Genomic DNA, 25,318 nt, shown 5'->3' with positions numbered 1-25,318 from the left:
CGGTGCGCTCCATGGTGGCGGGAACGCCCGGTTCCTAGCGTCGAGGGCATGATCGAGACGACGTACGCGATGGCGTCCGCGGCGGCCGGGAACGAGCCGTCCGGCGGCATCACCGGGTGGGCGACGCACTTGATGGAGCAGCTCGGCGCGCCCGGCGCCGGGGTGGCGATCGCGCTGGAGAACCTGTTCCCGCCGCTGCCGAGCGAGGTGATCCTGCCGCTGGCCGGGTTCACCGCCGCGCAGGGCCGGATGAGCCTGCTCGCCGCGCTGGTGTGGACGACCGCCGGGTCGGTGGCCGGCGCGCTGGCCCTCTACGGCGTCGGCGCGCTGATCGGCCGGGACCGGATCCGCGCGCTGGCCGCCCGGCTCCCGCTGGTGAAGCTCGCCGACCTGGACCGCACGGAGGCGTGGTTCGCCCGGCACGGCGGCAAGGCGGTGTTCTTCGGCCGGATGATCCCGATCTTCCGCAGCCTGATCTCCGTCCCGGCGGGGCTCGAACGGATGCGGCTCACGACCTTCCTGCTCTACACGACGCTCGGCAGCCTGCTGTGGAACACGGTGTTCGTGCTGGCCGGGTACTGGCTCGGCGACAACTGGACGGCCGTCCAGGACTACGTCGGCGTCTACTCCAAAGCGGTGGTCGCGCTGGTCGCCGTCGCGGTGCTGGTCTTCCTGGCGGTGCGTATCGTGAAGGCCCGAGGCGGACGGCACCGGGGCCCGCAGACCAGGGAATTCGATCGTGACCGCATCTTCTGAGCAGCCGCGCGCCCGGCGCCGGGGCCCCCGCGCGATGGCGGATGCGGTGGTGCGGGCCGCGGCCGGGCTGGTGCTCGGTGCGGCCACCGCCGCCGTGGAGGTGGTGCTGCTCGCGGTGGCGGCGCTGCTCATGGCGTACGCGCTGGCGTTCTCGCGCGGGCAGCGGGCGGTGCCGGGGATCGTCGCGGACGGCGCGCGCCGTCTCACCGAACTGGAGCGCCGCCGGCTGGCCCTCCTCGGCGGGTCCGGCGACGGCGGGTACGGGCCGCTGCGGGCGCTGGCCTACCTGGTGCTGCGGGCGCCGGTCGGGCTGCTCGGCGGGATCATCCTCGTGCTGATCGGCTACGGCGCCGCGATGGCCGCCGAGCTGGCGGTGAGCTGGTGGATCACCGGCGACTACCTCGACGGCATCCCGCCGACCTGGTGGATCGTCCTCTACACCGCCGTCGTGGGGCTCGTGCTGCTGTTCGTGGCCGTCCAGGGGCTGGTCGGGGTGGCGGCGCTGGAGCGGGCGGTCGCGCGGCGCTGCCTGGGTCCGAGCCCGCTCGCCGAGTACGAGCGCCGGATCGCGCAGCTGTCGGTGACCCGCGCGGAGGTCGTGGACGCGGTGGACGACGAGCGCCGCCGCATCGAGCGCGACCTGCACGACGGCGTCCAGCAGCGGCTGGTCGCGCTCGGGATGCTGATCGGCCGGGCCCGCCGCGCCGGCGACCACGAGCGGGCCGCCGACCTGCTGAAACAGGCGCACGAGGAGTCGCAGCGCGCCCTGGAGGACCTGCGCGAGGTCACCTGGCGCGTCTACCCGGCGGCGCTCGATGGCGAGGGGCTGCGGGCCGCGCTGGAGTCGGTCGCCGAGCGGTCGGTCGTCCCGGTGGCGATCGGCTACGACGTGCCGGGCCGTCCGCCGCACGCGGTCGAGACCGCCGCGTACTTCGTGGTGTGCGAGGCCGTCACCAACGCCGCCAAGCACTCCGGCGCCGGACGGGTGCGCGTCGAGGTCGCCGGATCCGCGACAATGATCGGCGTGCGCATCGAGGACGACGGGGCCGGCGGGGCCGATCCGTCCGGCGGCGGGCTGGCCGGGCTCGCCCGCCGGGTCGCCGCGCTGGACGGGACGTTCGCCGTGCACAGCCCGCCGGGCGGCCCCACGGTGATCACCGCGGAGCTGCCGTGCGGGTGATGCTGGCCGAGGACTCCACGCTGCTGCGCGAGGGCCTTGTGCGGCTGCTCGCCGAGGAGGACCACGAGGTCGCGGCGGCGGTCGGCGACGGCGATGCGCTGATCGCGGCGGTCGCCGGCAGCCCGCCCGACGTGGTCGTGGTCGACGTCCGGATGCCGCCGACGCACACCGACGAGGGCCTGCGCGCCGCGCTGGAGATCCGCCGCCGCTGGCCGGGCGTCGGCGTGCTCGTCCTGTCGCAGTACGTGGAGAAGCGCTACGCCACCGAGCTGATCACCGCGGACACCACCGGCGTCGGCTACCTGCTGAAGGACCGGGTCGCGCAGGTCGAGGAGTTCCTGGACGCCCTCGACCGGGTCGGCGCCGGCGGGGCCGCGTTCGACCCCGAGGTGGTGCGGCGGCTGCTGGCGCACAGCACGCACGCCGACCCGCTGTCCCGGCTGACCCCGCGCGAACGCGACGTCCTCGACCACATGGCCCAGGGCCACACCAACGCCTCGATCGCCGCGCACCTGCACGTCTCGCAGAGCGCGGTGGAGAAGCACGTCAACGCGATCTTCGACAAGCTGGACCTGTCGCACGCGGCCGGGTACAGCCGCCGCGTGCTGGCGGTGCTGCGCTACCTCGGCTCCTGAGAGCCGGTGACACGGGAGGAGACGACCATGGTCGGCAAGCTCGACTGGGAACCGGCCGCCGGGCGGACGGACCTGCTGGCGGACCCGGTGGCGGCCGCGATCGGCGGCGTCGCGGACGCCGAGACCGCCCCCATCGACCCGGACCTGGCCGACACGGCGGCGTTCTGCGAGCGCTACGACGTGCCGCTGGAGGTCAGCGCCAACTGCGTCGTCGTCGCGGCCAAGCGCGGCGGCGAGGTCACCTACGCGGCCTGCATGGTCCTCGCGACCGGCCGCGCCGACGTGAACGGCGTCGTCCGCAAGCACCTCGGCGCCCGGAAGGTCTCGTTCGCGCCGATGGACCAGGCGACCTCGCTCACCGGCATGGAGTACGGCGGCATCACCCCGGTCGGCCTGCCCGCCGGCTGGCCGATCCTGGTGGACGAGGCGGTCGCCGCCGCGCCGCGCGTCGTCATCGGCAGCGGCCTGCGCAAGTCCAAGATCCTTCTCCCCGGCAAGGCGCTGGCGGGCCTGCCCGGCGCCGAGGTCATCGCACTGGCGCAGTAGCCGTGCCGTCCGACGCACTGCGCCGCGCCCTCACCGACCCCGGGCCGCCCCCGCTGCCGGACGAGGCCGCCCGCCTGCTGGAGGACCTGGACGCGCCGCCCCGCCTGGCCGCGCACCTGCGCGCCGTCCACGAGGTCGCCGCCGAACTCCTCGCCTGGGTCGCGGCCCGGCACCCGTCCGTCGCCGTGGACGCCGGCGCCGTCCTGTTCGGCGCGGCGACCCACGACATCGGCAAGGCCGTGCATCCGGACGAGCTGTCCGGGCCCGGCTCGCGGCACGAACCCGCGGGCCACGCCCTGCTCCGCGAACGCGGCGTGGACGAGCGGCTGGCCCGCTTCGCCCGCACCCACGCGTCCTGGGGTGCTCCGGACACCGGCGTCGACGACCTGCTCGTCAGCCTCGCCGACAAGGTCTGGAAGGCCAAGCGCGTCCCCGACCTGGAGCAGCGCGTGGTGGAGGTGCTGGCCGCCGCGTCCGGGGCCGAGCACTGGGAGGTCTTCATGGAGCTCGACGACGTCTGCGACCGCCTCGCCGCCGGCGCGGACCGCCGCCTGGCGTTCCAGTCGTCCTACCCGGTGGTCGCATGACCGTCCGGCGCGGCTGAGCGGCGGGGCCCCCGCGGCCCGCCGCGCCGCGTCGTGGTGATCGACATTGCGGGTAGACCCGCGGGCCGTCCGAAACTCATCGCGCCGGCCGAAATCAATCCGGAATCGCGCCGACCCGGTAGGCGGTGCCTCCCGCTGCGCGGGCCCGGTCGAGCAGGGCGCGGTTGGCGGCGAGCATCTCCGGGACTGGCGCGGACCCGGGGGAGGCGGTCTTCAGGACGCTGAACAGCACCGGTTCCGGCGGCGCGGCGAGCATCGGCACGTGCCCGACGCGCAGCGCCTTGACCAGGACGACACCGCTGAGGCCGAGTTCGTGAGGCGTCATGGCCTTGAGCGTGGTCTCGATGACGTCGGCGGCGCGTTCGCGGGGCAGGAACACCATGGCCCACGGGTGCGGGCGCGCCCACTCGCCGAGCGCGACGAGCTCCTCGACGTCGGGACGCATGCGGTCGGCGAACGCGAGGAAGGGCAACTCCTCGGTCTCGACGGTGCCCGGCGGGACCGGGCCGTCCCCGTACACGGTGGCCTTGATCTCGTACCGCCATCCGTCCGCCGACGGCTTGGCCTGGCCCGAGACGTCGTCGGCCGCGAGCTCGCCCTGCAGCCGCAGCAGGCCCGCCGCGTCCCGGCAGGGGACGGTGCAGGTCAGCACCCGTTCCGGGGCCGGGACCAGGCGGAGCGTCGCGCTCGTGATCACCCCATGCCGGCCGAGCCCGCCCCGCACCGCGTCGAACAGCGCCGGCCGGACGCGCGGTGAGCACGAGACGACCCGCCCGTCCTCCACGACGTCGAGGGCGAGGACGTGGTCGGCCTGCGTCCCGTGCAGGTGGGAGGTGCCGCCGACGCCGCCCGCCGAGATCGTCCCGCCGACGGTCACGTCGAGGAAGTCGGTCAGCACGGGCGGGGCCAGGCCGTGCGGCAGCGTCGCGGCCAGCACCTCGCGCCACGTCGTCCCGGCGCCGGCGACCGCGTGCCCGGCCGCGACGTCCTCGACGCCCGCGAGGCCCCGCATGTCGAGGCAGATCCCGCTGGTCAGCGACTGGCCGAACGTCGAGTGCCCGCACCCGCGGGGGACCGCGTCCAGTCGCCGCGCCCGCGCCTCCCGCAGCGCCTCGGCGACCTCGTCCGCGCTCCGCGGCCGCACCGACCGCGCCGGTGCGCGCTCCACGATCCCGCCGAAGTCCCGCATGGAACCGAGCGTCCCAGCCCGGCCGCGGCCAGGGAACCCCGGCGGTGTCCGTCCGCCGCTCAGCGGGCCCGGAGGCGGTCGCCGACGCGGGTCAGGGCGTCCCCGAGGAGCTCGATCTCCGCGGAGGTGAGGACGTCGATGAGCGCCTCCCGGACGACCCTGCGGTGCCCTGGGCGGACCTGGTCCAGGGCGACGGCGCCGTCCTCGGTGAGCTCCGCCCACACCGAGCGCCGGTCGGACTCGCAGCCCGCGCGCTTGACCAGCCCCGCCTGCTCCAGCCGGGTGACCTGGTAGGTGAGCCGGCTCTTGGAGATCATCACCTCGCGCGCGAGGTCGGACATGCGCAGCCGGCCGCCGTCGGACATGCGCAGCCGCACCAGCACCTCGAACTCCGCGTGCGACAGCCCGCCGTCCCGTTTGAGCTGCCGCTCGATCTCGTGGTCGAGCAGGTGCCCGGCGGCCAGGAAGGCCGTCCAGGCGCGCAGCTCGGCCGGTTCGAGGGCGTCCCCCGCGTCCGTCATACGGGTGATTCTAGTTGACCTGGACATCAACTGAAGTTTCTAGATGGTCTGAATTTGAACGATGTCTGCTACGGTCCGATTGGTTCAACTTTTAACGATCGCCGCGAGACATCGGAGGACCGGCATGCTCCCCGCCCGACGCCATCCCCTGCTGCCCGACGCCGGACTGCTGATCGGCCGGCTGGCCCTCGGCGCGATCTTCATCGCGCACGGCTGGCAGAAGCTGCACGACACCGGCCACGCGGCGCTCGCCGCGCAGTTCGACGGCCTCGGCATCCCGATGCCCGGCCCGTCCGCCTACTTCGGCACCTGGGTCGAGCTGGCCGGCGGCGCCGCGCTGGTCGTCGGCGTCCTGCTGCCCGTCGCCGGCGTGCTGATCGCCGTGGACATGGCCGGCGCGTTCTGGTTCGTGCACAAGGACCACGGCCTGTTCTCGGAGAAGGGCGGCTACGAGTACGTCCTGATGCTCGGCGCCGCCGCGCTGCTGTTCGCCCTCGCCGGCGGAGGCCGGTTCTCCCTGGACGCGCTCCTCTGGCGGCGCCTGACCCGGCGCACCGAGACCGGCGCCGCCGACCGTCAGCCTGCCCACGCCTGACCCGCCCGCACCGGCCCCCGCGCACGAATTCCCGAGCGCGGGGGCCGCCGGCGTTGCCAGGATGGCGCCATGGACGCGTGGAAGGCGGTGACGGCCGAATACGCCGCCCTGGAGGCGCAACTGGCCGACCCTCGCGTCCACAGGGACTTCCGGCGCGCGCGCAGGCTGCGCCGTTGCGTGGAGGCACTGCGGCCGCTCAACGAGGACGCGGTGCGCCTCAGAACCCTCCTGGACGACCTGCGAGACGTCCAGGGGCCGGCCGCCGACCCCGCCTGGCGCGCCGAAGCCGACCGGATCCAGCGGGAGGCGGCGCTTTTGCGGGCCGACCTGGCCGCCGCGGTCGACGCCCGTGATCCCCTCGACCCGTATGACGTGATCGTGCTGATCGACGCGGAGGCCGGCGACCATCGCCCTGTCCAGGTCGTGGTGGACGCCTACCGAGAGGACGCGCGCGTCAGGGGCTGGCGGGTCGAGCATCTCTACAACGACCCGCCGCCGCACTGGGCGATGCTGGGCATTGGGGCGGGGGAGGAGGGGCCTGGTCCCTGGTCCGTTCTGAAGAACGGCGCCGGACCTCGGGCGGTGCGCACCGCGGACGGCCCCGGCGCCGCGCACGTCACCGTCCTGCCCGACGCGGAACCCGCCCCCGTCGATCCCCGGGACGTCCGCATCGACCTGTACTGCACGCGCGAACCGGGCGCTCAGACCACACTGCGGGTGCTCCATGAACCGACCGGCATCGGCGCTTACGGGCGCGACCCGGTCCCCGCGCGCGCGCAGGCGAACGCCATGCGCGTCGTCTGGGCTCAACTCGCGGCGACGGAGAGCGCCCCCGAAGGCCGCTACCAGGCGGTTCCACAGTCGCCGGGCGGGCATCTGCGCCTGCGGGCCGCGGCGGGCCCGGCCGCGGCAGTGTGATCTACGCGACTTTTCTTGTGCCCTGTACAGGGAAGGTGACATTCAGGTAAACAACGGTCACCAGCCTGGAAAGGGATATGGTCCGGTCCAAAACCGGGCCGTGGGCGCCCCGCCTCCCTGACATCCCGGTTTTCCGTCATCGGGTCTTTACGTCGAACTGACACAATGTTCTCGATGACCGTTTCTGGGCATGGTGATGACGGAGAGTTCCTCGAGAGGCGGGTCGCTGGTGTCGCGCGGTAGTGAGTTCGTTGTGGTGGCCAATCGGCTTCCGGTCGACCGGAGCGTCGGCGCGGACGGAGTTCCGGCCTGGCGGCGCAGCCCGGGCGGGCTCGTCAGCGCGATCGCGCCGGTGATGCGGCGCAGGAACGGCACATGGATCGGCTGGACGGGCGCTCCCGACGAGGAGCTGCAGCCGTTCGAAGAGGACGGCATGTCGCTGTACCCCATCGCGCAGTCCGCCGAGGAGGTCGCGCTCTATTACGAGGGCTTCTCCAACGCCACGCTGTGGCCGCTCTACCACGACGTCGTCGCGCCGCCCATCTACGACCGCGCCATGTGGGACGCCTATGTGCGGGTGAACCGGCGGTTCGCGGAGGCGGCGGCGAAGGTCGCGGCCGAGGGCGCGATCGTCTGGGTGCAGGACTACCAGCTCCAGCTCGTCCCGGCGATGCTGCGGGCGCTCCGCCCCGACCTGCGCATCGGCTTCTTCCTGCACATCCCGTTCCCGCCGGTCGAGCTGTTCTGGCAGCTGCCCTGGCGGCGGCAGATCCTGGAGGGCCTGCTCGGCGCCGACCTGGTCGGCTTCCAGCTGCCCGGCGCGGCGGCCAACTTCGTCCGGCTGTGCCGGCGGCTGCTGGACACCCGCTACTCCAAGCAGGACGTGTTCTGGGACGACCGGGTCGTGCGGGCCCGCGCGTTCCCCATCTCGGTGGACGTCGGCGAGCTGAACGACCTGGTCGGGCGTTCCGACGTGGCCGAGCGCGCGCAGGAGATCCGCACCGACCTCGGCGACGCGACGATCCTGCTGGGCGTCGACCGGCTCGACTACACCAAGGGCATCACCCAGCGGCTGCAGGCGTTCGGCGAGCTGTTCGGCGACGGCCATCTGAGGCCGGGCCAGGCGGTGTTCGTGCAGATCGCGACGCCGAGCCGGGAGCGCGTCGAGCAGTACCAGCTGCTGCGCGAGGAGATCGAGCAGCAGGTCGGGCGGATCAACGGCGAATACGGCGAGATCGGGTTTCCGGTCATCCACTATCTGCACAGCTCGTATGACCGTTCCGAGCTGACCGCGCTCTACCTGGCCGCGGACGTGATGGTGGTCACCCCGCTGCGCGACGGGATGAACCTGGTGGCCAAGGAGTACGTGGCCTGCCGCCGCGACCTGCGCGGATCGCTCGTGCTCAGCGAGTTCGCCGGCGCCGCAGCCGAGCTGAAGCGCGGCGCCTTCCAGGTCAACCCCTACGACATCGACGGCCTGAAGGGCACGCTGCTGGCCGCCCTGAGCGCCGAGCCCGCCGAGCAGGCCCGGCGGATGCGCTCGATGCGCCGCCGCGTCATCGAGCACGACGTGGACCGCTGGGCGCAGGACTTCCTGAGCGAGCTGGAGCGCCCCGTCCGGTCGGTCCCGTCGCCGGTCAGCGTGCTGGAGGGCTGACCCGCAGATCGAAGGAGGCCCAGACGGCCTTCCCGCCGGTGGACAGCCGGGCCCAGCCCCACGCGTCGCTGACCCCGCTCACCACGAGCAGCCCGCGGCCGCCCTCGACGAAGCGGTCCGGGTCGTTCGGCAGCGGCTCGGGCGCGCGCGCCCCCGGGTCGGTCACCGTGACGACGAGGCGCCGCGGGTGTCCCACCAGGACGACCTGGATCGGGCACAGCGGCAGCGGCTGGGGGAGTCCCTCCAGGCCGTGCCGCAGCGCGTTGGTCACCAGTTCCGAGATGGCGACGACGACGTCCTCGGCGTCCTCGGTCAGGCCCCAGTCGCGCAGTGTGGCCTGGGTGAACTCGCGTGCGGTGCGGGGCGCGGTGATCTCCGCGGGCAGCACCTTGCGAGCGGTGCGGGGAGTGCCGGCGTGCGCGGCGGGCCACAGCCCGGCGAGCCCGGGAGCGGGCTCCGGGGCGTTCGCTGGAGCGTTCGGGCGCGCGGCCGCCTGCGGGGCGTCCGGCCAGGGCGCGTGCACGGCGTGCCGCGGTCCGCGGCCGCCCATGGCGGCGTGGGCCGCGACGTCGTCTGCCTGGTCAACGGTCATTTCTCGAACCTCGAAGGCGTGCTGAGTCGGTACCGGCGAGCGTTCGCTATCTTGCTCCCCAAGTCGTGCAGATGCAAGACCGTCTGCATGAACGAATGCAAGAACGAATGCACGTGCATCTCGTACCATGGTGTGGGGTGGGGCGAGATCGCGGCCTTCCCGCAGGGGGAGGCTGAGACGCCTGAGGGGGCACAAACGATGAACGGCCACCAGATGCCGGACTGGCGCGACGGGCTGGTCTGGCAGAAGAGCCGGCGCAGCAACCCCAGCGGGAACTGCGTCGAGATGGCCGAACTCCCGACCGGGGAGATCGCGGTGCGCAACTCCAGGGACCCGGAGGGGGCCGTGCTCGTCTACACGCGCGAGGAGGTGGAGGCGTTCGTGGGCGGGGCCAAGGACGGCGACTTCGACCACATGCTGGTCTGACCGTCCAATAAACCGAACGGGATTCCATTGGCCTGTCCAGCCCGGTAACGTGCGGCCATGCACCTGGGGCACGTAGCGGCACAGACGCCCGACAAGCCCGCCGTGATCATGGCGGGCTCCGGCCGGGTCGTCACCTTCCGGGAACTGAACGACGCCTCCAACCGGCTCGCGCGGCTGCTCCACGCGGAGGGGCTCCGGCCGGGCGACCACATCGCCTTCATGCTGGAGAACCATCCGCTCTACCTGGCCGTGGCATGGGCCGCCCAGCGGTCAGGGCTCTACTACACGGCCATCAGCTCCCGGCTCCAGGCCGAGGAGCTCGCCTACATCGTGGGCAACTGCGAGGCGAAGGTCTTCATCACCAGCGCGTCGATGACGGCCGCCGCGCAGGATCCGCCGGACGTGCCGCTGCGCCTCCTGCTCGGCGGCACGGCACCGGGCTACGAGTCCTACGAGGAGCGCGTCGCCGCGCACCCGGCCGAGCCGATCGAGCACGAGTGCGAGGGGCAGGACATGCTCTACTCCTCGGGCACGACCGGGCGCCCCAAGGGCGTCAAGCCGCCGCTGACGCAGGCGCCCATGGGCACCGCCGGCCCGCTCTACATGCTCATCACCGGGCTCTTCGGGGCCGGCGGCGACTCGGTGTACCTGTCCCCGGCGCCGCTCTACCACGCCGCGCCGCTGCGCTACTCGATGATCTTCCAGCGGTGCGGCGCGACCGTGGTGGTCATGGAGAAGTTCGACGCCGAGCAGGCCCTCGCCGCCGTCGAGAGGTACGGCGTCACGCACAGCCAGTGGGTGCCGACCATGTTCATCCGGATGCTGAAGCTCCCGGACGAGGTCCGCGCCAAGTACGACCTGTCGAGCCTGGCGTGCGCCGTGCACGCCGCCGCGCCCTGCCCCGTGCCGGTCAAGGAGCGGATGATCGACTGGTGGGGCCCGATCCTGCACGAGTACTACGCGGGCACCGAGGGCAACTGCTTCGTCTACACCAACTCCGACGACTGGCTGGCGCACAAGGGCACCGTCGGCCGGCCCATCCTCGGGGAGGTCCACGTCCTGGACGAGGACGGCGCCGAGCAGCCCCCGGGCACGCCCGGCACGCTGTACTTCGGCGGCGGCCCGTCGTTCGAGTACCACGGCGACCAGGCCAAGACCGACGCGTCCCGCGACCCCTGGGGGCACGGGTGGACGACGCTCGGCGACATCGGCCACCTCGACGAGGACGGCTTCCTCTACCTCACCGACCGCCGCTCCTACATGATCATCAGTGGCGGGGTGAACATCTACCCGCAGGAGGCCGAGAACGTCCTCGCGGTGCACCCGAAGGTCGCGGACGTCGCGGTGTTCGGCGTCCCGGACGCCGAGATGGGGGAGGCGGTCAAGGCCGTCGTCCAGCCGGCGTCCATGGACGACGCGGGCCCCGAGCTGGAAGCGGAGCTGATCGCGTACTGCCGCGAGCACCTCGCCCACTACAAGTGCCCGCGCTCGGTCGACTTCCGGCCCGAACTGCCGCGCCACCCGACGGGCAAGCTCTACAAGCGCCTTCTCCGGGACGAGTACTGGAAGGACCAGAGCCCGGCGTCCGCCTGACGTTGGAACCGTCCAAGAACGGGCCTGAGAGCCTCTCTGGACGGCGAAAGCCCCGGTCCGGGAAACGGGTTCCCGGACCGGGGCTCAGCGGACGTCTGCGGCGTCCTAGTGCATCGCGATCGGCACTTCGGCCTTCTGCTCCGCCGCACCGGCGACGTCGGGCCGCTTGCGCGGCAGCAGCAGCACCGGGATGAAGGCCAGCACCAGCAGCCCCACCGAGTACCAGTAGGTGTGCTGGAACGCGTCCGCCATCGGCCCGGCGATCTTGTGCATGACCTCGTCCGGGATCTTCTTGGTGGACCCGATCTCGCCCCCGCCGCCGCCGAACGGCTTGAGGTTGGACGCCAGCTTGTTCGCCAGCAGCACCGAGATCAGCGCGGTGCCGAGGGACGTCGACACCTGCTGGATGATGTTCAGCATCGTGCTGGCGCGCGGCACCTCCGCGTGCTCGAGCGTCTGGATCGCGGCCGCCATGGTCGGCATCATCGTCATGCCCATGCCGAGGCCCATGACGAACAGCACGCCGCCGAGCGCCCAGAAGGACGTGTCGGCCCCGAGGATCGCGGCGAAGCCCGCCACCGAGAGCACGACCACGACCATGCCGACCAGCACCACCCGGCCGGGCCCGATCCGGTCGGTCAGCTTGCCGCCGATCGGCATCGTGACCATCGCGCCGAGGCCCTGCGGGGCCAGCAGCAGGCCCGAGTGCAGCGCGCCCTGCCCGCGCACCGTCTGGTAGTACAGCGGCAGCAGCAGCATCGCGCCCATGAACGCGGCCATGAACAGCACCATCGTGCCGGACGCGGCCAGCACCGAGCGGCGCTTGAGCAGCCGCAGGTCGATCAGCGGGCTCTTGGCGTTCAGCGCCCGGAACACGAACCCGATCACCAGCACCGCGCCGACGACCGTCGGGATCAGCCCGTCCGGCTTGGTGAAGTCCTTCAGCTCCGCGCCCTTGGCCAGGCCGTAGATCAGCGCGGCGAGGCCGGGCGACAGCAGGATCAGGCCGGGGATGTCGAGCCGCTCGGCGCGCTGCGGCTCGTCCTTCTTCAGGATCCGCGCCGACATGAACAGCGCGACGATGCCGATCGGCAGGTTGATGAAGAAGATCCACCGCCACGACACGTCGTCGACCAGCCAGCCGCCGAGGATCGGGCCGAGGATCGGGCCGAGCAGCATCGGGATGCCGACGATGCTCATCACCTGCCCGACCCGCTTCGGCCCGGCGGCCTGGGTCAGGATCGTCATGCCGGCCGGCATGATCATGCCGCCGCCGAGGCCCTGCAGCACCCGGAACACGATCAGCGACGTCGCCGACCACGCCAGCCCGGCCAGCATCGAGCCGATCACGAACAGCGCGATCGAGATCATGTACAGCCGCTTGGTGCCGAACCGCGCCGCGGCCCACCCGGTGATCGGGATCACCGTGGCCAGCGCGAGGGTGTATCCGGTCGCCACCCACTGGATCGTGGCCAGCGAGGTGTCGAATTCCTTCGTCAGGTCATTGATCGCGACGTTGACGACGGTCACGTCGAGGATGGACATGATCGCGCCGAGGACGACGCACATGGCCACCGCGAGCACGCCGCGGTCCAGCCCCCCGCCGGGGGGCTGGTCCGCCAGCGGGCCGTCCGCCGTCTGCGAGGACGCGGGAGCGGTCAACTCTCTTCCAATCGTCAGGGGCCCGTGCATGCGGGCACGCGGGACCGTGGGGGAACGTTCTCGGGGATACCGCAGCAAAATACTGCAGAGACTGACACTTTCGCGAACGAGTTAACTTCGCGGCCTTCGGGACTATTCCAGGAGGGTCCGACACTCTGACCGGGGTCTGCGCTGCTCCCCGGCCTCCAGGCTCCGACCTCGACCGCAGTCGAGGTCAACAGAGTGTGACGCATCCGACATCGAGGTCTCCCCCTCCCTACAGAGCGTCCCGAACCGACCGCACAGGCAGACCGGCGCCCTACGAAGAACTCATCGCCCGTACCTCGAAATTTCCCGACAACTTCCCGTAACCCTCCACCGCGCTCCCCGCCCGCACCCACCCCGGCCCGCGATCAGCGCCTCGGGGAGACCTTCAACCGCCGCCCCAGCGCCTCGCCTCCCCGCACCTCCTGCCCTGCGACGATGTAGACGGTGAGCTTCTTGTTGCCCGCCAGCGGCGCCAGATCCAAGCCCGGCGCGGCACCGGCCACGTCGAGCGTGTGAAGCCGCGGCAGAGACGCCAGCGCGCTGACGTCCGAGACTTCCCGGCAGTCCCTCAGGTACAGCACGGACAGCCTGTCCAGTCCGGACAGCGGCGTCAGATCGTCCACCGGTGACCGCTCCAAATAGAGAAACTCCAGATCGCCCAACCCGGCGCACACCAGCCAGTGCACGTTCGGTGCCGGCTCGGCGACCTAGGCCGGCCCGCAGTCGAGCCGTGTCCGGCTGAGACCGAGTTGCCGGACCTCCCGGAGCGGTGGCAGGGAACTCAGCTCCGTCAGGTTTCGTCATGCCCGGCGCCCGGAGGGCCAGTTCGCGCAGCTTCGGCAGGGCCGGGACGAGACCTGGGTCGAGAACGGGTTCATCGGACATCAGGGTGAGCCGTTCGAGCGACCCGGCATGGTGGGCCAGGAAACCGAGATCGGTGGGCCGGTTCGTCTTGACAGACAGCATCGACAGTGGCGGAACCGACTCGAGGGCCGCCATCTGTGCATCGGAGTGGGACACCGACAGTTCGACACCCTCCGGCAGCGCGGCGAGCACCCGCTCGGCGTACTCGTCCGGATCGAAGTACTGCCATCCGTCGCTCAGCGCCTCCCAGACCGCCGGGCGCCGGATCCGGCTGTAGCGCATGAGCACGTCCAACGCCTCGGAGCCGTTGACCAGCACGGCCGTGCCGATCGTCGCCTTGACGCTCGCGTCCGACATGCCGTCCAGAGTTTCGGGCAGGCGGCGGAGGACGGGGGCGCCGGCGGTGGCGAGGGAGCGGGCACGCCGCGTCTCGGCGCGGGCGGGCGAGGACGCCGGTGAGGAGTTCGCGGCGCAGGGGCTCGTTGGCGTGGCCGGCGGCCATGACGACGGTCTCGCGCCAGGTGTCGCGGTGGGCGTTCTGGATGAGGAGGTCCATGTCGCCGAGGTCGGCGGCCTGCTTGGCGGCGAGGTACTCCTGGACGGTCCGGTGGACGAAGTCGATGCGTCCGGGGACCGGTTCGCGGAGGATGCCGCTGCGCTGGAGCAGTTCGTCCAGCACCTCTCTCGGCGGGACGCGGACCTGAGGCATCGAGGAGAGCCGGTCGGCGACGAGGCGTTCGACCATCGTCTTGGGGAGTTCGACGCGGGCGCTGGTGGACAGCTGCCAGGCGATGTCCTGCAGGATCCGGATCTTCTGGTCGCGTTCGAGGACACTGGAAATGCCTCGTTTGGTGTCCCGTGCCTCCAGAAGCATTTCGAGCGCGGCCGTCGGCGCAGTCGCGGACGGCTTCGTCCTCGGGTGCGGTGAGCGTCCGTGCGGGAAGCCGGGCCAGAACGGTTCCGACCTGGTCGGCGAGTCCGCTGAGCCGCCCGAGCATTTCCGCGGACGCGCGCGGCCCGAACTCCGGCAGGTGAATGACGATGCGCGCCAGGCAGTCGCAGCATTCGTCCAGCACGACCTCGTAAAGGCGAGCGCCCGCCTCACCCAGCTCGAACTCGGCCCGCCGTGCCGGAAGCCGCGACCGCAGGCCCCGCGCGAGCTTCACCGGGTCGGCGTCCGCCGCGAAGAAGGCGTCATCCGAGAGGTCTGCGCGGTCGAGCGTCCGGACGACCTCGAAAAGCGCGGCGTCGCGGTCGCCGTCGGTGAGCCCGCCGAACTCGTTGCCCGCGAAGGTGAGGAGCCGCTCGGCGACCGCATCGGCGATGCCCTCGAACTGCCGCTGGACGCGTCGCCGCTTGATCTCGTCGGGGAAACCCGTCCTGATCAGTTCGGTGAGGTCCTTCCGGCGGCGTCCCTGGTAGAACGCCCGGCGAGCCACCGCCCCACGGCCAGCCGTGCCACCGATGCGCCCACCCGCAACGCGGCCACCTCGACGGACATGGCACCTCCGCTTCAGCCGGAAGAGCCATTATGGCGAGAACCCCGTCTCACGCGACCGCCATTGTCCGGTCTTCGCGCGTCCCCGAGGGTTCTTGCGGCACATGAACGAATCCCTGGCGGCGCCGCGAGGCGACCGAAACCCTCAGGTCCGGGCGGTACGCCGCAGGGCATATCCCGTCGTATCCATGCTTGACGATTCCCCAGTAGATGTCTTCGGAGACCGCGAGAACGAGCGGTGAACTGCTCGCCCGCAGGCATTTCTTCAGCCTCGGCGCGTCCAGTAATCGACAGGCCAGGTCGATGGCCTCGCCGAACGGCCCGTTCTCGTCCCGATGGATCTCGCCCGCGTGCACGACGGCTCGAAGGCGCATGCACCTTGCTCGGCCGCTCCGCCGCCGATATCGACTCGTTGTAGTCGGCCAGCTGCCGGGTGAGGCCCGGAACGAGCCGGGACAGCAGATGAGTCTTCGGCAGTTCATCGACCGGGTGGAACAGCGCGAGGACGCCGTCTCCGCGGTCCTCGAAGGGGTCGCACCACCGGTCCTCGATGCCCGCGGCCGCCATGGCCCGCTTCACCTGGCCGTAGATCTGGCTACGCAGTTCCTCCTTGATCGGGTTCGTGCGGAGCGCCCCGGTCGAGTTCTCCAGGTCGACGGCCAGAATGCTCCTGTGCACCGGGTTGCCGCTCACCTGGCCGCCCCCAAATTCGCTCTGCTGTTAGAACCTCTGGCAATAGTCTGCAACCGGTTCTCGGACTCGTGCAAGATGCACAGCGACATGCATCGCAGCCGGATCGTCTCTGTATCCATCTGGCAAGGTTGACGACTTCCAGTGAGACAGAATGATGTCAAAGGTGGGGAACCGCTTTTCCGCGAGGTCTGGTGATCCAGGCGGCGCGAGGTTATCGTTGCCCTGCAACTTGCAGATCGGCGTCCGGGCCGCAGAGCCGAAACCGATTCGCTGGGAGGCCGGGGTGGCAGCAGCGCCGACCGTCCGCCGTCGCCGCCTCGGCATCGAGTTGCGGAGGCTGCGGGAGCACCTCGGCCGCACGGTCGAGGAGGTCGCGGATCGGCTCGGCTGGTCTCCGTCGAAACTGAGCCGGATCGAGAACGCCCGGATCGGCGTGCGGGTCTCGGACGTCCGGTTGTTGCTGGAGTTGTACCGGGTGGGGGAGAGACACAAGGGGGAGGTGTTGGCCCTCGCGCAGGCCGCGACGGAGCAGGGCTGGTGGGCCGGGTACCGGGACGTACTGTCCGGCGAATTCGGTACCTATGTCGCCTTGGAGGACGAGGCGCGCACCGCGCTGACCTTCACCACGTACGCCGTTCCCGGGCTTTTGCAGAGCAGGGATTACGCGCACCGCATATTGAGCAGTGGAAGGGTCATCGCCGTTTCCACTCCGCGCGAGGTCGAGCGCCGGCTGGATCTACGCATGCGACGGCAGGAAGTGCTGCGCGGCAATGATTCCTTGACCCTCTCGGCCGTGATCGACGAGTCCGTCCTGCTGCGCGTCATCGGTGGTCGGGACATCATGCGCGGGCAGATGCTCGATCTGCTCGAACTCGCCGAATTACCGAATGTCCACGTCCACGTACTTCCCCTGGACGTCGACCGGGAGCCGATATTCGCGGACGACTTCACGCTTCTGGACTTCGCACCCGCCTACGACGTCACCTTTCCTGACGTCGTCTACCTGGAGAATCTGTCGACCACGGCGGTGCTTCAGCGCGACGGTGTCACGCACATGTACCGGTTGTGCTGGGAGGCGCTCAGGTCGGTCTCGCTCTCCGCGGACGAGTCGCTGCGCCGGATATCCCGGGCGGCGGAGGAATGGGGCCCGTCCGGCGCTCGGAGCTGCACCGACGTGTGATCACGACCGCGGATCGGTCTGCTCCGAGAGCCTCGGCAGCGCCTGGAAAGCCCGCCGGGAGATGATGAGGACAGGCCCGTCGTTCCCCTGCTTGGAGTCTCGCACGGCAATCCTGTCCGGGGAATGGCGGGCGACTTCCACGCAATACGTCTCCTGACACCTGCGGCCCTTACGCCATGCCGACGGCTGTGCGCCGGATGTCGGGCCGGTCGCGTCGTCGTCCGCCCATTCGGGCATGCGGGGTCCTTTCCTTCCGGCGGGGCCGGCGGGTCGCGGGCTCGGGTAGAGAGTAGCGAGGACGCCGTCGGCTTCGAGGGGTTTCTCGCAACATTCCCGACATGTTCTCTAACTAGGAAAAAACCGGACAGTTCGGACCAAATGAACGCTTGGTTCGCGTGGCCTTCCTGAGTGGGCGGCGAATCGGGCTTCGGGCGGTGCGTCGCCGCCCGATAATGACCGGCTGGACATTTCCTGGCGGGCCGCTCAATGGGTGAGAATCTCAATCACCCATTGAATGGTCGCCCGTGGAGACGGCCACCACCGCCCGCCGGCTCCGCGTCCAGCTCCCGCACCGAACGAATCGTGTTGACGGGACGGGAGGCTGGCGGGGAGGATGCGGAGGGTTGTGATCATCTAGAGGACTTGAGGGGCCTGGCCCGGGGACGGTCCGGCAACCTGCTTTCGTGGCAAGGTGCCAATGCCAGGAACGATGAGGAGAGTTCATGGGCGTGCGCCTTGATGTTCCTGTGCTGGCCGGGGCGCTCGTGCGGCTGGAGCCGCTGTCGATGGGGCATGTGCCGGAGCTGGCGGAGGCCGCCGAGGAGAACCGGGCGTCGTACGGGTTCACGCTCGTGCCCGGGGCGGCGGACATGGAGTCGTACGTCGCCGAGCAACTCGTGCGGCCTGGGCTGACGCCGTTCGCGCAGGTCAGGGTCGCGGACGGGAAGGCGGTCGGGCATACGGGGCTGTGGGATCCGCGGACGTGGCCCGGCACCGGGCGGTTGAGCGCGATCGAGATCGGGTGGACGTGGCTGGCCGCGTCCGCGCAGGGTACCGGCATCAACGTCGAGGCCAAGAAGCTGCTGTTCACCTACGCTTTCGAGACGCTGGGCGCGGTCCGCGTCGATCTCAAGACGGATGCGCGCAACGAGCGGTCGCGGCGGGCGATCGAGCGGCTCGGCGTGCATTTCGAGGGCGTCCTGCGGAGCTGGTCGCCGTCGTGGGCGCCGGGCGAGGAGGGCACTCTGCGTGATTCGGCGATGTTCTCGGTGGTCGAGCCGGAATGGCCGTCGGTGAAGACGGCCATGACGAATCGTCTGGCGGAGACCGTCCGGCGGTGACGGTGAGGGAACTTCCCGGGCGTTCGCCGGTGCTGGGCGGGACGCTTGTGCGGCTGGAGCCGCTGTCGATGGGGCATGTGCCGGAGCTGGCGGATGCCGCCGAGGAGGGCCGGGCGTCGTACGGGTTCACACCGGTGCCTTCCGCGGCCGAGATGGAGTCGTACGTCGCCGGCAAGCTCGGCCGCTCTGAGCTGATGCCGTTTGCACAGGTCAGGGTGGTGGACGGGAAGGTGGTCGGGCATACGGCGCTGTTGCATCCGCGGCCGTGGCCGGGTCGGGAGCGGTTGAGCGCGATCGAGATCGGGTGGACGTGGCTGGCCGCGTCCGCGCAGGGCACCGGCATCAACGTCGAGGCAAAGCGGCTCCTGTTCGGCTATGCCTTCGAGACGCTCGGCGTAGCACGCGTGGAGCTCAAGACGGACGCGCGGAACGAGCGGTCGCGGCGGGCGATCGAGCGGCTCGGCGTGCATTTCGAGGGAGTGCTGCGCAGTTACTCGGAGTCGTGGGTGCCCGGCGAAGAGGGCAAGTTGCGGGACACCGCCATGTTCTCGGTGATCGCCGACGAATGGCCGTCCGTGAAGACGACCATCACGGATCTCCTGGCAGAGGCCGTCCATCCCTGACGGCGCCCAGCGACCTTACTGCTGGGTCAGCGAGTCCAGGAGTTTGCGGCCGTGCTGCCATGAGCCCAGGCCGCTGGCGGAGTTGATGTGGCCGTACGCGCCCGCCAGGTGCCATCGCGCCTGCCATCGCGCCGCGAAGCCGGCGGCCGTCTCCGGGGTGCAGTACGGGTCGTCGGCACTGCCCACCACCAGGGCCGGGCACGGCATCGGCTGCGCCGACACCTCGGTGAACGTCGCGGCCGCCTGGCGGGGGAAGGCGTGCCCCTCCGGGTCGGGCGGAGCGACCAGGAACGCGGCGCCTATCGGGCTTGAGGGATTGCTGTTCAGCCAGGTGGACGCCGCCCAGCAGCCCAGGCTGTGGGCCACCAGCACGACCCGGCCGTCCTTCCGGGAAGCCTCGTCATACGCCTCCTGTACGGCGCCGACCCAGTCGTCCAGGTCGGGGGCGGACCACGAGGCAGGGGAGATCCTCACCGCCGAGGTGCCCCACTGCCGCTCCCACAAGGTCTGCCAGTGCTGCTCGCCCGAGCCGTCGATGCCCGGGATGATGACGTACGCGACCACTGCCCACCACCATTTCACTCGCCGCTCCCTGCGATCCTGGGGGCGCCCGACGCAGATTCTGATGGATGCATCAGGGCGGCGGTGGCGGTACAAGTGATCTCAAAGAAGATGGTGCGGACGACAATGGAAGCACTCGACCGGATAGACCGGGACATCCTCGCCCTGCTCCAGACCGACGGCCGGCTGACCGGCGCGGAGATCGGGCGCCGCGTCGGACTCTCGCAGCCAGCGGCCAGCGCGCGCATCCAGCGGCTGGAGAAGAGCGGTGTCATCACCGGCTACCGGGCCTTGGTCGACCCGGAAGCCCTCGGACTGAACATCCACGCGGTCGTCCGGCTGCGCACCACGCACGCCCGGCTCTCACGCGCCCTGGACTTCGCCTCCCGGACCTCCGAGATCGCCTCCACCCTCAGAGTCACCGGGGAAGACTGCCTCATCTTCGACGTCCACTGCCCGCAGGCAGGACGGCTAGAAGAAGTCGTCGACGCACTTGCCCGTTACGGCCCGGTCACCACGTCCCTCGTGCTCCGCGCCTATCCGCACAAGCCGCTGACCGACGCCACGCAGGCAACGTCATGACCCGCAGCGACTAGAGCTCGAACCAGACGGCGTGGCCCTTGGCGCGCGGCTCCGTGCCCCAGGCGCTCGCGATGGACGCGACGATCCGCAGGCCGCGGCCGGTGACGTCCAGCTCGGCCGCCTCGGCGACGTGCGGGACGGTCGCCGCCCGCCCGTCGTCGATCACCGCGATCCGGACGGCCCGCTTCGAGTAGGCCACCTCCACCCGGATCTGCCCGTCGCGCCCCGACTCGGTGTAGCGCAGCGCGTTCGTCAGCAGCTCGCTCTTGCACAGCGCCGCGTCGTCCAGGCACGGGTGCTCCCGGCCCAGCACGTCGCGCAGCCACCGCCGGGCGTGCCCCACCGCCCGGTCCATCCCCGGCAACAGAAGCGCGTCGAACCTCATGGTCGGCGCAGTCATCGCTCACTCCCCTCGCGTTGCTGTCGCGAAAAGGATGAGCGGGCCGGGACGTGACGAGCGATGCGTTCGCCGGCCTCGGCTCCAGGTCCTCGGGCAACAGTGCCTCAGTCACTTTTGACCGAGGCACTGTTGCCGCCTTCGTTGGAAACCTTCAGCGTCACGCAAAGTCAAGGCATGATTACTCCATGGAGAACGCGCAGCGCCCGACCATGCGAAGCCGCAAGCTCGGCCAGCGCCTTCGCGCCATCCGCGAGGACCGAGGGCTCACCCTCCAGAAGGCCGCCCGCCTGCTCAACCGCACCCCGTCCTCGCTCAGCAAGCTCGAAACCGGTAAACGCGGCATCCGCCGCCCCGCCCTGGAGCACATGCTCGACCGCTACGAGATCGTCGACCTCGACGAGCGTCAAGTCCTCTACGACCTCGCCCGAGACTCCGGCAAGAAGGGCTGGTGGTTGCGGTACGAGAGCAAGCTCTCCTCGGCAACGCTGGACTACATCTCGGTCGAAGCTGAAGCGACTTCCATGAACTCCTTTCAGCTTCATCTCATACCAGGGCTTCTGCAGGCAAAGGAGTATGCCCGTGCAGTCAATGCATGTGGTGTCTCTCAGGGAGAGTCTCCTGATGTTGAGGCTTTGACTGAGATCCGCATGCGGCGACAGCAGGTTCTTTTCAAGGACGACCCGCCACATTTGTGGGCCATAGTGAGCGAGGCTGCTCTTCGTCAGCGATTTGGTGGGAGGGATGTGATGAAGGTCCAGCTCAGGCGCCTGATGGAGCTTTCCATCCTTTCTAATGTGACTCTTCAGGTTCTCCCATTCTCGGTTGGCGGCCACGCCGGTCTCAACGGCTCGTTCACCACGCTGATCGCTAACGACTTGTCGGTGACTTTGGTGGAGAATCTCACCACCGGCTGGTATCTCGAGGATCCGGACGAGGTTCGAAGCTACGATGTCGTCTTCAATCACCTGAGGGCGGTCGCTCTCTCGCCGTCTGATTCCCGTGTCGTGATCGAACAGCTATTGTCGGAGTCATGACCAGTGAGCAGCTTGTCTTCTCCCCGTGGCGCAAGAGCAGTCACAGCGGAAGTGGGGGGTCGGAGTGCGTGGAGGTCGCCGCCGCGTGGCGCAGGAGCAGCCACAGCGGTAGTCAAGGCTCGGAGTGTGTCGAGGTTGCCGACGCGTGGCGCAAGAGCAGCCGCAGTGAGGGCAGCGAAGGGCAGTGCGTTGAGGTGGCGGTGGGGGAGCGGCGGGTGGCGGTGAGGGACTCGAAGGATCCTGACGGAGCGGTGCTGGCCGTCGCGCCGTCCGGGTGGGCGTCCCTCCTCGCCGACGTCAAGGCCGGGTCGTTCAACCTAGTTCGCTGACGCAGGCACCGGGGGACGGGTGCATGGGCATCCGTCCCCTCTATTGTCACGTCGCATACTGCGGGCGTCCGGCCGGCCGGTAGACCTGGAGCGTTACGCCCCTGGGGAAGGCCTGCGACTCGACCAGGTCCAGCGCCATGTCCGGGCCCGCGGCGGGGAACAGCCGCGTGCCCTGGCCGACGACGACGGGGACGATGAGCAGATTCATCTCGTCGACGAGGTCGTTCTCCAGCAGCCAACGGATCAGGGCGCCGCTGCCGTGGACTTGCAACTCGGCCCCCGGTTGGGCCTTCAGGTCCGCGATGGCGGCCGCGACGTCACCGGACAGGACGGTCGTGTCCGCCCAACCCGGTTCGGTGAGCGTGTTCGATGCCACGTACTTGGGCCGGGTGTTCAGGGCTTCCGCGATGGGGTTGCTGCCCGGATCCATCGCGCCCCAGTAGCCGGCGAAGAACTCGTAGGTCCACCGGCCGAACAGGAACGCGCCGGCGCGCCGGTAGGTCTCGTTGACGAACGTCATGGCGTCATCGTCGAAATGCCCCATGGCCCATCCGTCGCGCTCGAACCCGGCCCTGTGCTCCTCTTCGGACGGGCCGTTCCCCTGCATCACGCCATCGACGGAGACCTGCGTGGTGGTCCTCAGTTTCATGATCGTTGTTCCCTTCGGCGTCGTGGTCGGTCGTGGCCGGCCGCGTTCAGGTGTCGGGGGCGAGGCGCGCGCGTCGTGTCCGCAGGAAGGTTCGTTCGGTGTCATTGGTGGCCAGGGTGATCGCCTGGTCGTAGGCGGCGATGGCTTCGGCGGTACGGCCCAGCCGGGTGAGCAGGTCGGCGCGGGTGGCGGGCAGCAGGTGATAGCCCGGCAGGTCCAACGCGTCGATGGCGGCCAGCGCCGGTGCGGGACCGTGCACCTGGGCGACGGCGACCGCGCGGTTGAGCGCCACGATCGGTGTCGGGGTGTGCTGCAGCAGCTGGTCGTACAGCGCCAGCACCTGTGCCCAGTCGGTCTCGGGCCCGTCGGTGTGCACGGCGTTGATCGCGGCCTGCAACTGGTAGGGCCCGGGCCGGGCACGCCGCAGGCACCGGCGCACCAGCTCATGCCCCTCGGCGATCAGTTCCCGGTTCCACAACGACCGGTCCTGATCCGGAAGCACCACCAGCTCGCCCGAAGGCCCCACCCGCGCGGGCCGCCGCGCTTCGGTGAGCAAGAGCAGCGCCAGGAGCCCGATGACCTCGGGCTCGTCCGGCATCAGCTCGGCGAGCGCCCTGGCCAGGCGGACGGCCTCCCGGCACAGGTCGCTCCGCAGCAGCTCCCCCGACGTGGAGGTGTACCCCTCGTTGAAGACCAGGTACAGCACGGTGAGCACCGGCGGCAGCCGATCGGGGAGCTCGGCGTCGCCGGGCACCCGGTAGGGGATGCCGGCGTCGCGGATCTTCTTCTTCGCGCGGACGATCCGCTGGGCGACGGTCGCCTCGGGGACCAGGTAGGCCCGCGCGATCTCGGCCACCTCCAGCCCGCCGAGCAGGCGCAGGGTGAGCGCGGTCTGCGCGACCGGCGACAGCGCCGGGTGACAGCAAGTGAAGATCATGCGGAGCTGGTCGTCGCGCACCGGTCCCACCTCCTCCGGCTCGTCGGGTTGGTTCAGCAGCATGGCCTGGGCGTGGCGGGCCTGGCGGGTGGATTCCCGGCGCAGCGGTCGATCGCCCGGTTGCGGGCGGTGGTCACGATCCACGCGCCGGGGTTGGGCGGCGTCCTGTCCCACTTCTGGACGGCCGTCGCGAACGCATCCTGAACGGCCTCCTCGGCGAGCCCGATGTCACCCAGCAGGCGCGTCAGCGTGGCCACGCACCGGCCGTACTCGGCCCGGTAGACGCCGTCCAGGTCCACCCGCCCGAGCCCGTCCACGCTCAGTCCCACTGCGCGTCTTCGAACGGACGCACCTCGATCGGGGCCCCGCAGGCCAGCGCGCACTTCTCGGCCCAGGCCAGCGCCTGGTCGAGGTCGTCGCACCGGATCACCCAGAACCCGCCGAGCTGCTCCTTGGTCTCGGCGAACGGGCCGTCGGTCATCGTGGTGGTGCCGTTGCCGGGGTGGACGACGGTGGTGGCGGACGAGCCCAGCAGGCCGCCGACGAACACCCACGTACCGGCGGACTGCATTTCGGTGGTGACCTTGCCCGTCCGGGCCTGCTGCGCCTGCAGTTCCGCTTCGGACGGCTGCGGCGCGCTCTCGTCGAACTGGACGGCGAGCAGGTACTTCTTCACGGTGAACTCCTCCGAGGGATCAGGCGGACAGGCGGCGGGCGATGGCCGGGATCACGATCGCGGCGGCCACCAGGTGCGTCATCATCAGCAGCATCTTCGTGGCCGCGGCCGCGTCCGCGAGCACATCCGGCACCAGTGACAGCGCGGTGAGCACGATCGTGGTGCGGACGAACGCCGTACGCGGACGGCCGGCAGCGCGGGCCAACACGAGGGCGAGCACCAGGCCCACCACGGAGAAGACGGCGGTCAGCATGGCGAACCCGGTCAGCGGGATCGCCTTCCCGCCGACGGCGAGGCTGATCCCGGCGGACTCGCCCACGGCGGCGACGGCCGCAGTCGCCGCGGCGGCGACCGCCGCGGCGGTCAGGCCACCGGTGATCAGCGGCTTCGCGGGAACGGTGGTGGTGGTCGTGACGGACATCGTGTGCCTCCGGTGAGGGGCGGCCGGCCCGTTGCCGGCCTCTCACCTTGGCTACGAACCGGCTCGACGCCAATCGACACCACAGCAGAAAAATCAGAAAACGCACCCATCGGCCGGGCCCGCTGCAGTCCGGCCAGGGCCGGGCTCAAGCCGAGGCTCGCCGCCGCTACCGCCGAGGTCACGCTGCTCTCGTGGCTCTCCACGGCGTCGGCGGTGTGCATTCGCGCCATCGCCCGGTAGCGGCGCAGCTCGTCGCGGCGGTGACGGCTGATCAACCGGGTCGCGATGCCGTAGAGCCAGGGCCGCGCCGACGCGTGCGCCGTGTCGAACGCCGCGCGGCGCCGGAAGGCGATCAGGAACGTCTCGGCCGCGATGTCGTCCGCGGCGTCCGCGCCGAGCCGCCGGTCCACGTAGCGGTGGATCTGCGCGTAGTGCCGGTCGAAGAGGTCCGCGAACCGTTCGGGGTTCCGCCGGGCCGCGGTGATGACGTCGGCGTCGGACGGCTCCGGCCCGGTTGATCTGCTCGTCTCAGAGGGGGCGCCCGTCACGGCTGGTCCCGCGATGCTGGGGGAGTGGCCATGGGGGACCCTTCTGGCGGCGTGGAGGGTGGTCACGTCCTTGATTGCCCG

32 protein-coding genes, 1 pseudogene and 1 riboswitch are annotated in these 25,318 nt (G+C 70.6%); of the genes and pseudogenes, 18 read left to right on the top strand and 15 right to left on the bottom strand.

Annotation, left to right across the window (positions count from 1 at the left end):
- Positions 1–48 precede the first annotated feature (48 nt).
- The 5 genes from ABD296_RS28975 to ABD296_RS28955 are packed head-to-tail and all read left to right on the top strand — an operon-like array spanning position 49 to position 3,704.
- Entirely contained in the window at positions 49–756 is a 708-nt protein-coding gene (locus ABD296_RS28975; RefSeq protein WP_344273966.1) for a DedA family protein, read from the top strand.
- The gene (locus ABD296_RS28970; RefSeq protein ID WP_344273963.1) at positions 740–1,936 is read left to right on the top strand and encodes a sensor histidine kinase; all 1,197 of its coding nucleotides are present in this window, start codon (positions 740–742) and stop codon (positions 1,934–1,936) included. The genes ABD296_RS28975 and ABD296_RS28970 overlap by 17 nt, the downstream gene beginning before the upstream one ends.
- A complete protein-coding gene (locus tag ABD296_RS28965) occupies positions 1,927–2,571 on the top strand; it encodes a response regulator transcription factor (protein ID WP_344273960.1) in 645 nt (214 codons plus the stop codon). Before ABD296_RS28970 ends, ABD296_RS28965 begins: the two co-directional genes overlap by 10 nt.
- Positions 2,572–2,598: 27 nt before the next feature.
- The gene (locus ABD296_RS28960; protein WP_344273957.1) at positions 2,599–3,117 is read left to right on the top strand and encodes a YbaK/EbsC family protein; all 519 of its coding nucleotides are present in this window, start codon (positions 2,599–2,601) and stop codon (positions 3,115–3,117) included.
- Between the two features lie 2 nt (positions 3,118–3,119).
- A complete protein-coding gene (locus tag ABD296_RS28955; protein WP_344273954.1) occupies positions 3,120–3,704 on the top strand; it encodes an HD domain-containing protein in 585 nt (194 codons plus the stop codon).
- Positions 3,705–3,816: 112 nt separating this feature from the next.
- Here ABD296_RS28955 and ABD296_RS28950 read toward each other — a convergent pair whose 3' ends face one another.
- The gene (locus ABD296_RS28950) at positions 3,817–4,911 is read right to left on the bottom strand and encodes an FAD-binding protein (RefSeq protein ID WP_344273951.1); all 1,095 of its coding nucleotides are present in this window, start codon (positions 4,909–4,911) and stop codon (positions 3,817–3,819) included.
- A 59-nt stretch (positions 4,912–4,970) separates the two neighbouring features.
- Positions 4,971–5,432, bottom strand: coding sequence for a MarR family winged helix-turn-helix transcriptional regulator (locus tag ABD296_RS28945; RefSeq protein WP_344273948.1), 462 nt, complete (start codon positions 5,430–5,432; stop codon positions 4,971–4,973).
- 124 nt (positions 5,433–5,556) lie between these two features.
- On the opposite strand from ABD296_RS28945, the gene ABD296_RS28940 reads away from it, so the two are divergent.
- From ABD296_RS28940 to ABD296_RS28930, 3 genes are all read left to right on the top strand, one after another.
- On the top strand, positions 5,557–6,027 hold the full coding sequence (locus ABD296_RS28940) for a DoxX family protein (RefSeq protein ID WP_344273945.1): 471 nt from the start codon (positions 5,557–5,559) through the stop codon (positions 6,025–6,027).
- 69 nt (positions 6,028–6,096) lie between these two features.
- Positions 6,097–6,945, top strand: a complete 849-nt coding sequence (locus ABD296_RS28935; protein WP_344273942.1) for a PCRF domain-containing protein — start codon at positions 6,097–6,099, stop codon at positions 6,943–6,945.
- A gap of 256 nt (positions 6,946–7,201) precedes the next feature.
- On the top strand, positions 7,202–8,602 hold the full coding sequence (locus ABD296_RS28930) for an alpha,alpha-trehalose-phosphate synthase (UDP-forming) (protein WP_455363867.1): 1,401 nt from the start codon (positions 7,202–7,204) through the stop codon (positions 8,600–8,602).
- On the opposite strand, the gene ABD296_RS28925 is transcribed toward ABD296_RS28930, so the two are convergent.
- Positions 8,583–9,194: an ATP-binding protein gene (locus tag ABD296_RS28925; protein WP_344273936.1), complete on the bottom strand. Its 612-nt coding sequence runs from the start codon at positions 9,192–9,194 to the stop codon at positions 8,583–8,585. The two genes, ABD296_RS28930 and ABD296_RS28925, sit on opposite strands and share 20 nt — an antisense overlap.
- 198 nt (positions 9,195–9,392) lie before the next feature.
- Between ABD296_RS28925 and ABD296_RS28920 the strand changes: the two genes are divergently transcribed.
- The gene (locus ABD296_RS28920) at positions 9,393–9,620 is read left to right on the top strand and encodes a DUF397 domain-containing protein (protein WP_344273933.1); all 228 of its coding nucleotides are present in this window, start codon (positions 9,393–9,395) and stop codon (positions 9,618–9,620) included.
- Between the two features lie 57 nt (positions 9,621–9,677).
- Complete coding sequence (locus ABD296_RS28915; RefSeq protein ID WP_344273930.1) at positions 9,678–11,213, top strand: acyl-CoA synthetase; 1,536 nt, start codon at positions 9,678–9,680, stop codon at positions 11,211–11,213.
- Between the two features lie 105 nt (positions 11,214–11,318).
- On the opposite strand, the gene ABD296_RS28910 is transcribed toward ABD296_RS28915, so the two are convergent.
- Together ABD296_RS28910 and ABD296_RS28905 are read right to left on the bottom strand one after the other, a co-directional pair.
- The gene (locus tag ABD296_RS28910; protein WP_344273927.1) at positions 11,319–12,875 is read right to left on the bottom strand and encodes a DHA2 family efflux MFS transporter permease subunit; all 1,557 of its coding nucleotides are present in this window, start codon (positions 12,873–12,875) and stop codon (positions 11,319–11,321) included.
- 392 nt (positions 12,876–13,267) lie between these two features.
- Positions 13,268–13,588, bottom strand: coding sequence for a leucine-rich repeat domain-containing protein (locus ABD296_RS28905; protein ID WP_344273924.1), 321 nt, complete (start codon positions 13,586–13,588; stop codon positions 13,268–13,270).
- Between the two features lie 458 nt (positions 13,589–14,046).
- Here ABD296_RS28905 and ABD296_RS28900 point away from each other — a divergent pair, with 458 nt between their 5' ends.
- Positions 14,047–14,694, top strand: a complete 648-nt coding sequence (locus ABD296_RS28900) for a hypothetical protein (protein ID WP_344273922.1) — start codon at positions 14,047–14,049, stop codon at positions 14,692–14,694.
- Positions 14,695–14,773: 79 nt separating this feature from the next.
- Here the strand turns inward: ABD296_RS28900 and ABD296_RS50675 are convergent.
- Positions 14,774–15,205: pseudogene (locus ABD296_RS50675) on the bottom strand (NACHT N-terminal Helical domain 1-containing protein); the annotation flags it as partial.
- A gap of 521 nt (positions 15,206–15,726) precedes the next feature.
- On the opposite strand from ABD296_RS50675, the gene ABD296_RS28890 reads away from it, so the two are divergent.
- Positions 15,727–16,089, top strand: coding sequence for a hypothetical protein (locus tag ABD296_RS28890; RefSeq protein ID WP_344273916.1), 363 nt, complete (start codon positions 15,727–15,729; stop codon positions 16,087–16,089).
- A gap of 97 nt (positions 16,090–16,186) precedes the next feature.
- Positions 16,187–17,137 (top strand): Scr1 family TA system antitoxin-like transcriptional regulator, encoded by a 951-nt coding sequence (locus ABD296_RS28885; RefSeq protein ID WP_344273913.1) that lies wholly within the window; start codon positions 16,187–16,189, stop codon positions 17,135–17,137.
- Here ABD296_RS28885 and ABD296_RS50670 read toward each other — a convergent pair whose 3' ends face one another.
- On the bottom strand, positions 17,138–17,374 hold the full coding sequence (locus ABD296_RS50670; protein WP_407061521.1) for a DUF397 domain-containing protein: 237 nt from the start codon (positions 17,372–17,374) through the stop codon (positions 17,138–17,140).
- 389 nt (positions 17,375–17,763) lie between these two features.
- Positions 17,764–17,853, top strand: a riboswitch (SAM riboswitch).
- Between the two features lie 6 nt (positions 17,854–17,859).
- On the opposite strand from ABD296_RS50670, the gene ABD296_RS28880 reads away from it, so the two are divergent.
- Both ABD296_RS28880 and ABD296_RS28875 read left to right on the top strand, forming a co-directional pair.
- Entirely contained in the window at positions 17,860–18,477 is a 618-nt protein-coding gene (locus ABD296_RS28880) for a GNAT family N-acetyltransferase (RefSeq protein WP_344273910.1), read from the top strand.
- Positions 18,420–19,100: a GNAT family N-acetyltransferase gene (locus ABD296_RS28875; protein ID WP_344273907.1), complete on the top strand. Its 681-nt coding sequence runs from the start codon at positions 18,420–18,422 to the stop codon at positions 19,098–19,100. The genes ABD296_RS28880 and ABD296_RS28875 overlap by 58 nt, the downstream gene beginning before the upstream one ends.
- 15 nt (positions 19,101–19,115) lie before the next feature.
- Here ABD296_RS28875 and ABD296_RS28870 read toward each other — a convergent pair whose 3' ends face one another.
- Positions 19,116–19,682, bottom strand: coding sequence for an RBBP9/YdeN family alpha/beta hydrolase (locus ABD296_RS28870; protein WP_344273904.1), 567 nt, complete (start codon positions 19,680–19,682; stop codon positions 19,116–19,118).
- Between the two features lie 105 nt (positions 19,683–19,787).
- On the opposite strand from ABD296_RS28870, the gene ABD296_RS28865 reads away from it, so the two are divergent.
- Positions 19,788–20,243 (top strand): Lrp/AsnC family transcriptional regulator, encoded by a 456-nt coding sequence (locus ABD296_RS28865; RefSeq protein WP_344273902.1) that lies wholly within the window; start codon positions 19,788–19,790, stop codon positions 20,241–20,243.
- Positions 20,244–20,253: 10 nt separating this feature from the next.
- On the opposite strand, the gene ABD296_RS28860 is transcribed toward ABD296_RS28865, so the two are convergent.
- The gene (locus ABD296_RS28860; RefSeq protein WP_344273899.1) at positions 20,254–20,643 is read right to left on the bottom strand and encodes an ATP-binding protein; all 390 of its coding nucleotides are present in this window, start codon (positions 20,641–20,643) and stop codon (positions 20,254–20,256) included.
- 185 nt (positions 20,644–20,828) lie between these two features.
- Here ABD296_RS28860 and ABD296_RS28855 point away from each other — a divergent pair, with 185 nt between their 5' ends.
- Both ABD296_RS28855 and ABD296_RS28850 read left to right on the top strand, forming a co-directional pair.
- Positions 20,829–21,677, top strand: a complete 849-nt coding sequence (locus tag ABD296_RS28855; protein ID WP_344273897.1) for a helix-turn-helix domain-containing protein — start codon at positions 20,829–20,831, stop codon at positions 21,675–21,677.
- The gene (locus ABD296_RS28850; RefSeq protein WP_344273895.1) at positions 21,674–22,006 is read left to right on the top strand and encodes a DUF397 domain-containing protein; all 333 of its coding nucleotides are present in this window, start codon (positions 21,674–21,676) and stop codon (positions 22,004–22,006) included. The genes ABD296_RS28855 and ABD296_RS28850 overlap by 4 nt, the downstream gene beginning before the upstream one ends.
- Positions 22,007–22,052: 46 nt before the next feature.
- Here ABD296_RS28850 and ABD296_RS28845 read toward each other — a convergent pair whose 3' ends face one another.
- From ABD296_RS28845 to ABD296_RS28820, 6 genes are read right to left on the bottom strand one after another with little or no spacing between them, the layout of a single operon-like run.
- On the bottom strand, positions 22,053–22,655 hold the full coding sequence (locus tag ABD296_RS28845; RefSeq protein ID WP_344273893.1) for a dihydrofolate reductase family protein: 603 nt from the start codon (positions 22,653–22,655) through the stop codon (positions 22,053–22,055).
- Positions 22,656–22,701: 46 nt separating this feature from the next.
- Complete coding sequence (locus ABD296_RS28840) at positions 22,702–23,655, bottom strand: RNA polymerase sigma factor (protein ID WP_344273890.1); 954 nt, start codon at positions 23,653–23,655, stop codon at positions 22,702–22,704.
- Positions 23,646–23,921, bottom strand: coding sequence for an RNA polymerase sigma factor (locus tag ABD296_RS28835; RefSeq protein WP_344273887.1), 276 nt, complete (start codon positions 23,919–23,921; stop codon positions 23,646–23,648). Before ABD296_RS28835 ends, ABD296_RS28840 begins: the two co-directional genes overlap by 10 nt.
- Entirely contained in the window at positions 23,912–24,268 is a 357-nt protein-coding gene (locus tag ABD296_RS28830; protein WP_344273884.1) for a YciI family protein, read from the bottom strand. Before ABD296_RS28830 ends, ABD296_RS28835 begins: the two co-directional genes overlap by 10 nt.
- 19 nt (positions 24,269–24,287) lie before the next feature.
- Complete coding sequence (locus ABD296_RS28825; protein ID WP_344273881.1) at positions 24,288–24,689, bottom strand: DUF6069 family protein; 402 nt, start codon at positions 24,687–24,689, stop codon at positions 24,288–24,290.
- Positions 24,647–25,237, bottom strand: a complete 591-nt coding sequence (locus ABD296_RS28820; RefSeq protein ID WP_344273879.1) for an RNA polymerase sigma factor — start codon at positions 25,235–25,237, stop codon at positions 24,647–24,649. The genes ABD296_RS28825 and ABD296_RS28820 overlap by 43 nt, the downstream gene beginning before the upstream one ends.
- Positions 25,238–25,318 lie beyond the last annotated feature (81 nt).

It is taken from the genome of Actinomadura napierensis (assembly GCF_039529375.1).
GTDB lineage: Bacteria > Actinomycetota > Actinomycetes > Streptosporangiales > Streptosporangiaceae > Spirillospora > Spirillospora napierensis.
This window is presented reverse-complemented; position numbering and strand designations above follow the sequence as displayed.